Consider the following 13,618-nt stretch of genomic DNA (forward strand, 5'->3'; position numbering starts at 1 on the left):
GCCACCGGGTCATGCGTTTATAGCGGAGAATCCTGGCTGATTTCATCTAATGAGAGGTGAAAGCTCGGGACAAACACGTCCATAAAGTAGTCCATCTCTTCGCTGCGTCGCGACTCGAGCGTTTTTTCCAGACGTGTCTTGGCAAGCAGAAATTCGTTGTTACCGGCAGAGAGTTCCTCCAGACACTTCAGATACGCACACAGGGCATCGGCCTGTTTAACAATCGATCTCTCTTCTTCACTTAAGGCATGTTCATCAATGAGCGGCGCAAAAATATCGCGCAGTTCATCAGGTACCATATCGACCAGCTTTTGCTGGGCAATTTTCTCTATCGCTTTATATTCCTGCGCAATCTGCGAGTTGAAATATTTCACCGGGGTAGGGAGATCACCGGTCAGCACTTCTGACGCATCGTGATACATCGCCAACAGAGCAATACGCTCAGCATTAACCTGACCACCAAATTTGCGGTTTTTGATCGCGGCCAGCGCATGGGCAACCATGGCAACCTGCAGACTGTGTTCAGACACGTTTTCGGTGCGCACGTTGCGCATCAGCGGCCAGCGATTAATGAGCTTCAGACGGGAGAGGTGGGCAAAAAAATGGCTCTGCTTCATAACGACCCTTATATGATGGCAACCTAAGAGTCATTTTGCGCAGAGAAGGCTGTCAGATGCAAATACTCGTCATCCATCCGACAGCCTTTGTTTAATTACAGCTGGTGATACCCTGACAGGAAACGCTCAAATTTACTCAGCGACATTTCAATATCGTCAATACGCGGCAGCGTGACGATGCGGAAATGATCCGGCCACGGCCAGTTGAACGCTGTTCCCTGAACCAGCAGTACTTTTTCCTGCAGCAGGAAGTCGAGCACCATCTTCTGGTCGTCATGAATGTTGAAGCGTTTAGCATCAATTTTCGGGAACATATACAGCGCGCCGCGCGGTTTTACGCAGGAGACACCAGGAATGTCATTGAGCAGTTCCCAGGCGCGGTTGCGTTGTTCATACAGACGCCCACCAGGCATGATAAATTCGCTGATGCTCTGGTATCCGCCCAGTGCGGTCTGAATGGCATGTTGCGCCGGAACGTTGGCACACAGGCGCATAGAGGCCAGCATCTCAAGACCTTCAATATATCCTTTAGCATGTTTCTTCGGCCCGTTCAGCACCATCCAGCCCTGACGGAAACCGGCAACGCGATAGGTTTTTGACAGGCCATTGAAGGTGATGGTCAGCAGATCCGGCGCCATTGCAGCGATGGAGTGGTGTTCAGCGTCGTCGTAGAGAATTTTGTCGTAAATCTCATCCGCAAAGATGATGAGGTTGTTCTGGCGAGCAATCTCAACAATCTCCATCAGCAGCTCTTTGGAGTAAACAGCGCCGGTTGGGTTGTTTGGGTTGATGATGACGATCCCACGCGTACGCGGCGTGATTTTGGCGCGGATATCATCCAGGTCCGGGAACCAGTCTGATGATTCGTCACACAGGTAGTGCACGGCATTACCGCCGGAGAGCGATACCGCCGCCGTCCACAGCGGATAATCAGGAGCAGGAACCAGCATTTCGTCCCCACTGTTCAGCAATGCCTGCATAGCCTGCACAATTAATTCAGAAACGCCGTTGCCGATATAAATATCTTCCACGGTTACGTCGCGCATACCACGGGCCTGGTAATGCTGCATAATCGCTTTACGGGCGGAATAAAGGCCTTTGGAGTCGCAATATCCTTGCGCTGTTGGCAAATTGCGGATCACATCCACCAGTATTTCATCTGGCGCTTCAAACCCGAATGGCGCCGGGTTGCCGATGTTCAGTTTCAGAACCTTATTGCCTTCTTCTTCCAGGCGCTTTGCTTCCTTCAGAACCGGGCCGCGAATGTCATAACAGACGTTTTCTAATTTGCTGGATTTTTCAATGGGGGACATGAACGTTGACCTTTTTAGCTGTGAATGCCACTCCCTGCCATGGAAGTCAGCCCAGCACAATGTACTCCCACGGCGGTGAGTTTTGAAGGGTCTTTAGTAGAAGATTTTGAAAAGCTATGAAGTGATAATTAACTGTTAACAACTGAATAATGTAAATATTATAAGATAATAATCTATCTGGATGTGTTTTATTGGTAGTATATTTTGTTTTATTGGTTTGGTTGTGGTGAATTGTTTGGTCAAAAAAAGTTAAGCCTGTAAAGCGAAATGTCACGGGTGTCTAAGCTGGATGAGGTAATTCGAAAATACTGAGGTTTTAACTACGGGGCCTGTTATCGGCCTGATCCGTACATGATACGGTGTGAATTCATTGTTAAGCATAATTAATGAATTGAAGAATTCTTAATTAATTATTATTTAATATTTAAACGACATTAAATTGAATGGGCCAATAATAGCAAAACCGCTGCTCTGACATAACACCTGGTAGCCTGGAATTATTCACGATAACACTTATAAATATAGTGGTTTTAGGTTAAGATAAGTCTCATGAAATGGTAAGTAGTCTGAATTTTAAGATAATTCAAATGTTTGTTGGTTGTTCCTAACACACTGAAAAGTTAGTTTTTAATGTGTAAATTATTGTTCGTTAACTTTTTTTTAAATTTACAAAATTTACATGTTTTCCCTAAGTCAGAATCATCCAGCAGCTAAAAATTCGGCTCTTTCTCGTTGCTATATTCCGATGAATATCACGGGAATTAAAATAGCCAGGAAAGAGAATTGTTTCGTTTGTTAAACCAAATACATCCTTATTTTCACTTGGTTACACTAAGCGAAACTGCGAGGGAGGCACATTACAAATGGAGTTGTTTGATTCCAAATGCACAGCATTAACCCGGTATGACCCGCGAGTAAGTGAAAAACTATGATAAATGCAAATCGTCCGATAATTAACCTCGACCTCGATCTGCTGAGAACCTTCGTTGCTGTTGCCGACCTGAATACCTTTGCGGCTGCGGCAACTGCGGTATGTCGAACTCAGTCTGCGGTGAGTCAGCAAATGCAGCGTCTTGAGCAACTCGTGGGGAAAGAGTTGTTCGCGCGCCATGGACGCAACAAACTACTGACCGAACATGGTATACAACTGTTGGGTTACGCCAGAAAAATACTGCGCTTTAATGATGAGGCATGCTCATCATTAATGTTTAATAATCTTCAGGGAGTGTTAACTATCGGTGCTTCTGATGAATCAGCCGATACCATACTGCCTTTCCTGCTCAACCGAATAAGTTCGGTTTATCCGAAGCTTGCGCTGGATGTGAGGGTCAAGCGTAACGCCTACATGGTGGATATGCTGAAGTCGCAAGAAGTGGACTTGGTTGTGACTACCAACCGTCCTGGCGATTTTGAATGTCTGAATCTGCGTACCTCGCCAACGCATTGGTACTGTGCTGCCGAATATATTCTGCAAAAAGGTGAGCCGGTACCGTTGGTTCTGCTGGACGATCCGAGCCCGTTTCGCGATATCGTGCTGGCGACATTAAACGCTGCTCAGATCCCGTGGCGTCTGGCTTATGTTGCTTCAACCTTACCTGCGGTTCGCGCGGCGGTAAAAGCAGGGCTCGGCGTCACTGCACGGCCTGTTGAAATGATGAGTCCGGATTTACGCGTACTGGGCGCCGCCGACGGATTACCGCCATTGCCTGATACTGAGTATTTGTTGTGCTGCGATCCGTCCACGCAAAATGAGTTGGCAGAAGTTATCTTTAAGTCGATGCAAACGTATCAAAATCCTTGGCAATACAATCAGTTTACCCCTGAAGGGGGAGATGATTCGCTGATTGTTGAAGGCGACTTTGAGTAATCCGTCACAAAAAATCGTTTTAAAATGTTAGTGTAAAAAAGAGCCACTGGTGATGAAAAAACATCCAGTGGCTCTTTTTTTATGCAAATATTGCCGCTTTATGTCATTTGCTATACTAAAACTTAACAAAATCAGAAGGTAAAAAAACGGCCTGACATCTGGTTGAAAAATAAGCAGCAGCGTTACTAATTGTTTCCATGTTAAAAAACTAGAGAAATTGTTGCTGTTTTTTATGGTGAATTAACAAAAGCGTGTCACAGATCAAGAAAATACTCCCATTTAGGGGGAGGCATCTGGGTGAATTCCTGTCAAAATAGGTGAGTATTATCTTTTTTACTTCACTACGGACACGATTCAACAACATTAAAAATGACCGATGATGCGATCGAAATTGGTCTAAATAGCACTTTATGTTAATGAAGTTGGAGCGGTGTAAAATAATGTGAGGAAACTTTTGTTAAAGTTGACAAAAGGTTATAGAAAGGAGTAAAAAACCCCATCAATTAGCTGTATAAAATGGTTTTTCACAGTGATTGTAAGGTTTTTTTTATTCCTCCCCATGAATCGATGTGGCGTTCATCTGCCGAAAAGAGCAGAGAATTTGGCGCTACTTTTGATGAGTAAGCAATGAGTATGTCAACATCCACTGAAATCATCGCTCATCACTGGGCATTCGCTATCTTTCTTATTGTTGCCATTGGCCTGTGCTGCCTGATGCTCGTCGGCGGCTGGTTTTTAGGTGGTCGCGCGCGCGCGAGATCTAAAAACGTGCCGTTTGAATCAGGTATCGACTCGGTCGGCACCGCCCGCTTGCGCCTGTCTGCCAAGTTTTATCTGGTAGCCATGTTCTTCGTTATCTTCGACGTTGAAGCGCTGTATCTGTTCGCATGGTCAACTTCTATCCGTGAAAGCGGCTGGATTGGCTTTGTGGAAGCTGCAATTTTTATTTTTGTGTTACTGGCAGGTCTGGTTTATCTGGTGCGTATTGGCGCGCTGGACTGGACGCCCGCGCGTTCACGCCGCGAGCGTATGAACCCGGAAACGAACAGTATCGCTAATCGTCAACGCTAACCGCGAGGCATTAAGATGGATTATACGCTCACCCGCATAGATCCTAACGGTGAGAACGACCGTTACCCCCTGCAAAAACAGGAGATCGTAACCGACCCCCTGGAGCAAGAAGTTAACAAAAACGTGTTCATGGGCAAGCTGCATGACATGGTTAACTGGGGCCGTAAAAACTCAATTTGGCCATATAACTTTGGCCTTTCCTGCTGCTACGTTGAGATGGTGACCTCGTTTACCGCCGTGCACGATGTGGCCCGTTTTGGTGCGGAAGTACTGCGTGCATCGCCGCGTCAGGCTGACCTGATGGTCGTAGCCGGAACCTGCTTTACCAAAATGGCGCCGGTTATTCAGCGCCTCTACGATCAGATGCTGGAACCGAAATGGGTTATTTCCATGGGCGCATGCGCCAACTCCGGCGGTATGTACGACATCTATTCTGTGGTGCAGGGCGTTGATAAATTTATTCCGGTCGATGTGTACATCCCGGGATGCCCACCGCGTCCGGAAGCGTATATGCAGGCTCTGATGCTGCTGCAAGATTCCATTGGCAAAGAACGCCGTCCGCTCTCCTGGGTGGTTGGCGATCAGGGCGTTTATCGCGCCAATATGCAGTCAGAACGCGAGCGTAAACGCGGCGAACGTATTGCTGTAACGAATCTTCGTACACCAGACGAGATTTAATTTGCGCCTGTCGGCAGCAGCACTTCCTTCGCTTATCACTACATAAATAGCGCGAAGCACTGCCGACCACCACGGACCATTTGCAATGGTGAACAATATGACCGACTTAACCGCGCAAGACGCTGTATGGCAAACACGGGATCACCTTGATGACCCGGTCATTGGCGAACTGCGCAACCGTTTTGGGCCGGATGCCTTTACCGTTCAGGCGACTCGCACCGGGGTACCTGTTGTTTGGGTCAAGCGTGAACAATTACTGGAAGTTGGCGATTTCTTAAAGAGACTGCCGAAACCTTACGTCATGCTGTTTGACTTACACGGCATGGACGAACGTCTGCGTACGCACCGCGAAGGGTTACCTGCCGCGGATTTTTCCGTTTTCTATCACCTGATCTCCATTGAACGCAATCGCGATATCATGCTCAAGGTGGCATTGTCTGAAAACGACCTGCGCGTACCGACGTTCACCAAACTGTTCCCGAACGCCAACTGGTATGAGCGTGAAACCTGGGAAATGTTTGGCATCGACATCGAAGGTCACCCGCACCTGACGCGTCTGCTGATGCCGCATACCTGGGAAGGTCATCCGCTGCGTAAAGACTACCCGGCGCGTGCGACCGAATTCGATCCGTTTGAGCTGACCAAAGCCAAACAGGATCTGGAAATGGAATCACTGACCTTCAAACCAGAAGAATGGGGCATGAAGCGTAGTTCCGAAAACGAGGACTTCATGTTCCTCAACCTCGGTCCTAACCACCCGTCTTCTCACGGTGCGTTCCGTATTGTGCTGCAGCTTGATGGCGAAGAAATCGTCGACTGCGTGCCTGACATCGGCTACCACCACCGTGGCGCTGAAAAGATGGGTGAACGTCAGTCCTGGCACAGCTACATTCCGTACACCGACCGTATCGAGTACCTCGGCGGCTGCGTTAACGAAATGCCTTACGTACTGGCCGTTGAGAAACTGGCTGGCATCACCACGCCGGATCGCGTCAACGTGATTCGCGTTATGTTGTCTGAACTGTTCCGTATCAACAGCCACCTGCTGTACATCTCCACGTTCATCCAGGACGTCGGCGCGATGACCCCGGTCTTCTTCGCCTTTACCGACCGTCAGAAAATCTATGACGTAGTGGAAGCGATCACCGGTTTCCGTATGCACCCGGCCTGGTTCCGTATCGGCGGTGTGGCACACGATCTGCCGCGCGGTTGGGACAAACTGCTGCGTGACTTCCTCGACTGGATGCCAAAACGTCTGGATTCCTACGAGAAAGCCGCACTGCGTAACACCATCCTGAAAGGCCGTTCGCAAGGCGTTGCCGCTTACGGTAAGAAAGAAGCGCTGGACTGGGGTTGTACCGGTGCTGCGCTGCGTGCGACCGGTATTGATTTTGACGTGCGTAAAGCGCGTCCATACTCTGGCTACGAAAACTTTGACTTTGAAGTCCCGGTTGGCGGCGGCGTGTCCGACTGCTATACCCGCGTGATGCTGAAAGTTGAAGAGCTGCGCCAGAGTCTGCGCATCCTTGAGCAGTGCCTCAACAACATGCCGGAAGGCCCGTTCAAAGCGGATCACCCGCTGACTACGCCGCCGCCGAAAGAGCGCACGTTGCAACATATCGAAACCCTGATCACCCACTTCCTGCAAGTTTCGTGGGGACCGGTTATGCCGGCAAACGAGTCCTTCCAGATGGTGGAAGCGACCAAGGGTATTAACAGTTACTACCTGACCAGCGATGGCAGCACCATGAGTTACCGTACCCGTATCCGTACCCCGAGCTATGCGCACCTGCAGCAGATCCCGGTAGCGGTACGTGGCAGCCTGGTGTCTGACCTTATCGTCCACCTGGGTAGTATCGATTTTGTTATGTCAGATGTGGACCGCTAATTATGCACGAGAATCAACAACCACAAACCGAGGCTTTTGAGCTGAGTGCGGCTGAGCGTGAAGCGATTGAGCACGAGAAGCACCACTACGAAGACCCGCGTGCGGCGTCCATTGAAGCGCTGAAAATCGTTCAGAAACAGCGTGGCTGGGTGCCGGATGGGGCGATCTATGCGATCGCTGATGTGCTGGGGATCCCGGCAAGCGACGTAGAAGGTGTTGCCACGTTCTATAGCCAGATCTTCCGCCAGCCGGTAGGTCGCCACGTGATCCGCTATTGCGACAGCGTGGTGTGCCATATCAACGGCTATCAGGGGATCCAGGCTGCGCTTGAGAAAAAACTCAACATCAAGCCGGGGCAGACGACCTTTGACGGTCGTTTTACGCTGCTCCCGACCTGTTGCCTGGGGAACTGCGATAAAGGGCCGAACATGATGATCGATGAGGATACTCATGCTCACCTGACCCCGGAAGGCATTCCCGAACTGCTGGAGCGGTATAAATGAAAGACATTATCCGTACTCCCGAAACGCATCCGCTGACCTGGCGTCTGCGTGATGACAAACAGCCGGTCTGGCTGGACGAATACCGTAGCAAGAACGGCTACGAAGGTGCACGTAAGGCCCTGACCGGGCTGTCACCGGACGAAATCGTTAATCAGGTAAAAGACGCTGGCCTGAAAGGGCGCGGCGGTGCGGGCTTTTCCACCGGTCTGAAGTGGAGCCTGATGCCGAAAGACGAATCCATGAACATCCGTTACCTGCTGTGTAACGCCGATGAAATGGAGCCGGGTACCTATAAAGACCGTCTGCTGATGGAACAACTGCCGCACCTGCTGGTGGAAGGCATGCTGATCTCCGCGTTTGCGCTGAAAGCGTACCGTGGTTACATCTTCCTGCGTGGTGAATATATCGAAGCGGCTGTGCATCTGCGTCGCGCGATTGCCGAAGCAACCGAAGCCGGCTTGCTTGGCAAAAACATCATGGGCACCGGTTTCGACTTCGAACTGTTTGTCCACACCGGGGCAGGGCGCTATATCTGCGGTGAAGAGACGGCGCTGATCAACTCCCTTGAAGGTCGTCGTGCTAACCCACGCTCTAAGCCGCCGTTCCCGGCAAGCTCTGGCGCTTGGGGTAAGCCGACCTGCGTTAACAACGTCGAAACCCTGTGTAACGTACCGGCTATCCTCGCGAACGGCGTGGAGTGGTACCAGAACATTTCGCAGAGCAAAGACGCGGGCACCAAGCTGATGGGCTTCTCCGGTCGCGTGAAGAACCCTGGCCTGTGGGAACTGCCTTTCGGTACTACCGCGCGCGAGATCCTCGAAGATTACGCGGGCGGCATGCGCGATGGCCTGAAGTTCAAAGCCTGGCAGCCGGGCGGCGCGGGTACTGACTTCCTGACTGAAGCGCACCTCGATCTGCCGATGGAATTCGAAAGCATTGGTAAAGCCGGTAGCCGTTTGGGCACCGCGCTGGCAATGGCCGTCGATCACGAGATTGGCATGGTTCCTCTGGTGCGTAACCTCGAAGAGTTCTTTGCCCGCGAGTCCTGCGGCTGGTGTACGCCGTGCCGTGACGGTCTGCCGTGGAGTGTGAAAATTCTGCGCGCGCTGGAGCGTGGCGAAGGACAGCCTGGGGATATCGAGACGCTTGAGCAACTGTGTCGTTTCCTCGGCCCGGGTAAAACCTTCTGTGCACACGCACCGGGTGCGGTGGAGCCGCTGCAGAGCGCCATTAAATATTTCCGCGAAGAATTCGAAGCTGGCATCAAGCAGTCCTTCAGCAATACCCATCAGATTGGTGGTATTCAGCCGAACCTGCTGAAAGAGCGCTGGTAATAGCAGGGTAACCCTGAATCGCGATCAGAAATTCGATTAACGCTCGGTTTTAGACCGAGCCAACTGGAAGCATGCTGACTATGGCTACGATTCATGTAGACGGCAAAGAATATGAGGTCAACGGAGCGGACAACCTGCTGGAAGCTTGTCTGTCTCTCGGCCTTGATATTCCGTACTTTTGCTGGCACCCGGCGCTGGGAAGCGTCGGTGCTTGCCGCCAGTGTGCGGTGAAGCAATATCAAAACGCGGAAGACACGCGTGGTCGCCTGGTGATGTCTTGTATGACACCGGCCACCGAAGGCACCTTTATTTCAATTGATGACGAAGAAGCGAAGCAGTTTCGCGAAAGCGTAGTGGAGTGGTTGATGACTAACCACCCGCACGACTGTCCGGTCTGTGAAGAGGGCGGTAACTGCCACCTTCAGGATATGACCGTCATGACCGGTCATAGCTTCCGTCGCTACCGCTTCACGAAGCGTACTCACCGCAACCAGGACCTGGGGCCGTTCATCTCTCACGAAATGAACCGCTGCATCGCCTGCTATCGCTGCGTACGTTACTACAAAGATTACGCCGATGGTGCGGATCTGGGCGTCTATGGCGCACATGACAACGTCTACTTTGGTCGTCCGGAAGACGGTACGCTCGAAAGCGAATTCTCCGGTAACCTGGTGGAAATTTGCCCGACCGGCGTCTTCACCGATAAAACGCACTCCGAGCGTTATAACCGTAAATGGGACATGCAGTTTGCGCCGAGCATCTGCCAGCAGTGTTCTATCGGTTGTAACATCAGCCCGGGCGAGCGCTACGGTGAACTGCGTCGTATCGAAAACCGCTACAACGGTACCGTAAACCACTACTTCCTCTGCGACCGTGGTCGTTTTGGCTATGGTTACGTGAACCTGAAAGACCGTCCGCGTCAGCCGGTACAGCGTCGTGGCGATGACCTGATCACGCTGAACGCCGAACAGGCGATGCAGGGCGCGGCAGATATTCTGCGTCAGTCGAAGAAAGTGATTGGTATCGGCTCCCCGCGTGCCAGCGTTGAAAGTAACTTCGCGCTGCGTGAACTGGTCGGTGCGGATAACTTCTATACCGGTATTGCCCAGGGCGAGCAGGAACGTCTGCAACTGGCTCTGAGCGTGTTGCGTGACGGCGGTATTCATACCCCGGCACTGCGCGAAATCGAGTCATACGATGCGGTTCTGGTCCTGGGCGAAGATGTCACCCAAACCGGCGCGCGCGTTGCGCTGGCAGTGCGTCAGGCGGTGAAAGGTAAAGCGCGTGAAATGGCGGCGGCGCAGAAAGTGGCCGACTGGCAGATTGCGGCAATCCTCAACATCGGCCAGCGCGCCAAGCACCCGCTGTTCGTTACCAACGTCGATAATACCCGTCTGGATGATATCGCGGCATGGACCTACCGTGCGCCGGTTGAAGATCAGGCGCGTTTAGGTTTCGCGATCGCCCACGCGCTGGATAACAACGCACCGGCGGTTGACGGTATCGACCGTGACCTGCAGAACAAAATTGACGTCATCGTTCAGGCTCTGGCCGGGGCGAAGAAACCACTGATTATTTCCGGTACCAACGCCGGTAGCGCCGACGTGATTCAGGCTGCTGCCAACGTGGCGAAGGCGCTGAAAGGCCGTGGCGCAGACGTCGGAATCACCATGATTGCTCGCTCTGTCAACAGTATGGGGCTGGGTATGATTGGCGGTGGTTCCCTCGACGACGCGCTGACCGAGCTGGAAACAGGTCGTGCTGACGCCGTTGTGGTGTTGGAAAATGACCTGCATCGCCATGCTTCAGCAACGCGTGTGAACGCCGCGCTGGCGAAAGCGCCGCTGGTACTGGTCGTTGACCATCAGCGCACGGCTATTATGGAAAACGCCCATCTGGTGCTTTCCGCCGCTAGCTTCGCTGAAAGCGATGGTACGGTAATTAACAACGAAGGGCGCGCCCAGCGTTTCTTCCAGGTCTATGACCCATCCTACTACGACAGCAACACCGTAATGCTGGAAAGCTGGCGCTGGCTGCACTCGCTGCACAGTACCGTGCAGAGTCGTGAAGTGGACTGGACGCAGCTCGACCATGTTATCGACGCGGTCGTTGAGAAGTTACCGCAGTTGGCGGGTATTAAAGATGCCGCGCCGGATGCAAGCTTCCGTATCCGTGGACAGAAACTGGCACGTGAACCGCACCGCTACAGTGGTCGTACCGCAATGCGCGCCAACATCAGCGTCCACGAACCGCGTCAGCCGCAGGACAAAGACACCATGTTCGCTTTCTCTATGGAAGGGAACAACCAACCGTCTGCGCCGCGTTCGCAAATTCCGTTTGCCTGGGCTCCGGGCTGGAACTCCCCACAGGCGTGGAACAAGTTCCAGGATGAAGTGGGCGGTAAACTGCGTCATGGCGATCCGGGCGTGCGTCTGATCGAAGCTTCTGCAGATGGTCTGGATTACTTCACAACCGTTCCGGCGAGCTTCCAGGCTCAGGATGGTCAGTGGCGTGTCGCGCCTTACTATCATCTGTTTGGTAGTGACGAAATGTCCCAGCGTGCGCCTGTCTTCCAGACCCGTATGCCGCAGCCGTACATCAAACTCAACCCGGCTGATGCCGCGAAGTTGGGTGTTAATGCCGGTACGCGCGTTTCTTTCAGCTACGATGGCAACACGGTTACGCTGCCGGTTGAAATCGCTGAAGGATTAACGGCAGGGCAGGTTGGTTTGCCAATGGGTATGCCTGGCATCGCGCCGGTTCTGGCTGGTGCACGTCTTGAGGATCTGCAGGAGGCACAACAATGAGTTGGATTACACCCGATCTGATTGAGATCCTGCTGAGCGTTCTCAAAGCGGTCGTGATTCTGCTGGTGGTGGTCACCTGCGGGGCATTCATGAGCTTTGGCGAACGTCGTCTGCTCGGTCTGTTCCAGAACCGTTACGGACCGAACCGTGTTGGCTGGGGCGGTTCGCTCCAGCTGGTTGCGGACATGATCAAGATGTTCTTTAAAGAAGACTGGATCCCGAAATTCTCGGATCGCGTCATCTTTACCCTGGCACCGATGATCGCCTTCACCTCGCTGCTGCTGGCTTTCGCCATCGTGCCGGTGAGTCCGAACTGGGTGGTTGCTGACCTGAACATCGGGATCCTGTTCTTCCTGATGATGGCAGGCCTCGCGGTATACGCGGTGCTGTTCGCAGGCTGGTCCAGTAACAACAAATACTCGCTGCTCGGTGCGATGCGCGCGTCTGCGCAGACGCTGAGCTACGAAGTATTCCTCGGACTTTCCCTGATGGGCGTGGTGGCGCAGGCCGGTTCATTTAACATGACCGACATCGTCAACAACCAGGCTGATATCTGGAACGTTATTCCGCAGTTCTTTGGTTTTGTCACCTTTGCCATCGCGGGCGTGGCGGTGTGTCACCGTCACCCGTTTGACCAGCCAGAAGCCGAGCAGGAACTGGCCGACGGTTACCACATTGAATACTCCGGTATGAAATTCGGTCTGTTCTTCGTGGGTGAGTACATCGGCATCGTCACCATTTCTGCACTGATGGTTACCCTGTTCTTCGGTGGCTGGCATGGTCCGTTCTTACCGCCATTCGTCTGGTTCGCGCTGAAAACCGCGTTCTTCATGATGATGTTCATTTTGATTCGTGCGTCGTTACCGCGTCCTCGTTATGACCAGGTAATGTCCTTCGGCTGGAAAGTCTGTCTGCCGCTGACGCTCGTCAACTTGCTGGTAACGGCGGCTGTCATTCTCTGGCAGGCGCAATAAGGGACACAAAGACCATGACCTTAAAAGAATTGTTAGTAGGTTTCGGCACCCAGGTACGCAGTATCTGGATGATCGGCCTGCATGCGTTCGCGAAACGCGAAACGCAGATGTACCCGGAAGAGCCGGTCTATCTACCGCCCCGTTTTCGTGGTCGTATCGTTCTGACCCGTGACCCAGACGGCGAAGAGCGCTGCGTTGCCTGTAACCTGTGTGCGGTAGCGTGTCCGGTAGGCTGTATCTCTTTGCAAAAAGCAGAGACCAAAGACGGCCGCTGGTATCCGGAGTTTTTCCGCATTAACTTCTCACGCTGCATTTTCTGCGGCCTGTGCGAAGAAGCCTGTCCGACAACGGCTATTCAGCTGACTCCAGATTTCGAGCTGGGTGAGTACAAGCGCCAGGACCTGGTTTACGAGAAAGAGGATCTGCTGATCTCCGGTCCGGGTAAATACCCGGAATATAACTTCTACCGGATGGCAGGTATGGCAATCGACGGCAAAGATAAGGGCGAAGCAGAGAACGAAGCCAAGCCTATCGACGTCAAGAGCCTGTTACCGTAAGGAGAGGGG

The 13,618-nt window shown here is 52.3% G+C and carries 11 protein-coding genes; 9 read left to right on the forward strand and 2 right to left on the reverse strand.

The window, feature by feature from the left end:
- Positions 1–17: 17 nt before the first annotated feature.
- Positions 18–617: a 5'-deoxynucleotidase gene (gene yfbR / locus OGV93_RS02615; RefSeq protein ID WP_003028083.1), complete on the reverse strand. Its 600-nt coding sequence runs from the start codon at positions 615–617 to the stop codon at positions 18–20.
- Between the two features lie 95 nt (positions 618–712).
- Positions 713–1,930 carry an alanine transaminase AlaA gene (gene alaA, locus OGV93_RS02620; protein WP_005129483.1) on the reverse strand — a complete coding sequence of 406 codons (1,218 nt, stop codon included), beginning with the start codon at positions 1,928–1,930 and terminating at the stop codon, positions 713–715.
- 928 nt (positions 1,931–2,858) lie between these two features.
- Between alaA and lrhA the strand changes: the two genes are divergently transcribed.
- From lrhA to nuoI, 9 genes are all read left to right on the forward strand, one after another.
- Positions 2,859–3,797, forward strand: a complete 939-nt coding sequence (gene lrhA, locus OGV93_RS02625) for a transcriptional regulator LrhA (protein WP_181599050.1) — start codon at positions 2,859–2,861, stop codon at positions 3,795–3,797.
- A 627-nt stretch (positions 3,798–4,424) separates the two neighbouring features.
- The gene (gene nuoA / locus OGV93_RS02630; RefSeq protein WP_003028077.1) at positions 4,425–4,868 is read left to right on the forward strand and encodes an NADH-quinone oxidoreductase subunit NuoA; all 444 of its coding nucleotides are present in this window, start codon (positions 4,425–4,427) and stop codon (positions 4,866–4,868) included.
- 15 nt (positions 4,869–4,883) lie between these two features.
- Positions 4,884–5,546 carry an NADH-quinone oxidoreductase subunit NuoB gene (gene nuoB / locus OGV93_RS02635; RefSeq protein ID WP_003028075.1) on the forward strand — a complete coding sequence of 221 codons (663 nt, stop codon included), beginning with the start codon at positions 4,884–4,886 and terminating at the stop codon, positions 5,544–5,546.
- An 85-nt stretch (positions 5,547–5,631) separates the two neighbouring features.
- Positions 5,632–7,434, forward strand: coding sequence for an NADH-quinone oxidoreductase subunit C/D (gene nuoC, locus OGV93_RS02640; protein ID WP_016153837.1), 1,803 nt, complete (start codon positions 5,632–5,634; stop codon positions 7,432–7,434).
- A gap of 2 nt (positions 7,435–7,436) precedes the next feature.
- On the forward strand, positions 7,437–7,937 hold the full coding sequence (gene nuoE, locus OGV93_RS02645) for an NADH-quinone oxidoreductase subunit NuoE (protein ID WP_003028069.1): 501 nt from the start codon (positions 7,437–7,439) through the stop codon (positions 7,935–7,937).
- On the forward strand, positions 7,934–9,271 hold the full coding sequence (gene nuoF, locus OGV93_RS02650) for an NADH-quinone oxidoreductase subunit NuoF (protein WP_016153836.1): 1,338 nt from the start codon (positions 7,934–7,936) through the stop codon (positions 9,269–9,271). Before nuoE ends, nuoF begins: the two co-directional genes overlap by 4 nt.
- 80 nt (positions 9,272–9,351) lie before the next feature.
- Complete coding sequence (gene nuoG, locus OGV93_RS02655) at positions 9,352–12,078, forward strand: NADH-quinone oxidoreductase subunit NuoG (protein WP_032931989.1); 2,727 nt, start codon at positions 9,352–9,354, stop codon at positions 12,076–12,078.
- On the forward strand, positions 12,075–13,052 hold the full coding sequence (nuoH, locus tag OGV93_RS02660; protein ID WP_016153834.1) for an NADH-quinone oxidoreductase subunit NuoH: 978 nt from the start codon (positions 12,075–12,077) through the stop codon (positions 13,050–13,052). Before nuoG ends, nuoH begins: the two co-directional genes overlap by 4 nt.
- A 14-nt stretch (positions 13,053–13,066) precedes the next feature.
- Positions 13,067–13,609 (forward strand): NADH-quinone oxidoreductase subunit NuoI, encoded by a 543-nt coding sequence (gene nuoI / locus OGV93_RS02665; RefSeq protein ID WP_005129470.1) that lies wholly within the window; start codon positions 13,067–13,069, stop codon positions 13,607–13,609.
- Positions 13,610–13,618: the final 9 nt, after the last annotated feature.

The organism is Citrobacter sp. Cb031 (assembly GCF_030336725.1).
In the GTDB taxonomy this organism is placed as follows: domain Bacteria; phylum Pseudomonadota; class Gammaproteobacteria; order Enterobacterales; family Enterobacteriaceae; genus Citrobacter; species Citrobacter braakii.

Bases quoted from the DNA above. Each gene is read 5' to 3' on its own strand.
- nuoH (WP_016153834.1), top strand. From the start codon at position 12,075: ATGAGTTGGATTACACCCGATCTGATTGAGATCCTGCTGAGCGTTCTC.
- nuoB (WP_003028075.1), top strand. From the start codon at position 4,884: ATGGATTATACGCTCACCCGCATAGATCCTAACGGTGAGAACGACCGT.
- nuoA (WP_003028077.1), top strand. From the start codon at position 4,425: ATGAGTATGTCAACATCCACTGAAATCATCGCTCATCACTGGGCATTC.
- nuoF (WP_016153836.1), top strand. From the start codon at position 7,934: ATGAAAGACATTATCCGTACTCCCGAAACGCATCCGCTGACCTGGCGT.
- nuoE (WP_003028069.1), top strand. From the start codon at position 7,437: ATGCACGAGAATCAACAACCACAAACCGAGGCTTTTGAGCTGAGTGCG.
- nuoC (WP_016153837.1), top strand. From the start codon at position 5,632: ATGGTGAACAATATGACCGACTTAACCGCGCAAGACGCTGTATGGCAA.
- nuoI (WP_005129470.1), top strand. From the start codon at position 13,067: ATGACCTTAAAAGAATTGTTAGTAGGTTTCGGCACCCAGGTACGCAGT.
- lrhA (WP_181599050.1), top strand. From the start codon at position 2,859: ATGATAAATGCAAATCGTCCGATAATTAACCTCGACCTCGATCTGCTG.
- alaA (WP_005129483.1), bottom strand. From the start codon at position 1,930: ATGTCCCCCATTGAAAAATCCAGCAAATTAGAAAACGTCTGTTATGAC.
- nuoG (WP_032931989.1), top strand. From the start codon at position 9,352: ATGGCTACGATTCATGTAGACGGCAAAGAATATGAGGTCAACGGAGCG.
- yfbR (WP_003028083.1), bottom strand. From the start codon at position 617: ATGAAGCAGAGCCATTTTTTTGCCCACCTCTCCCGTCTGAAGCTCATT.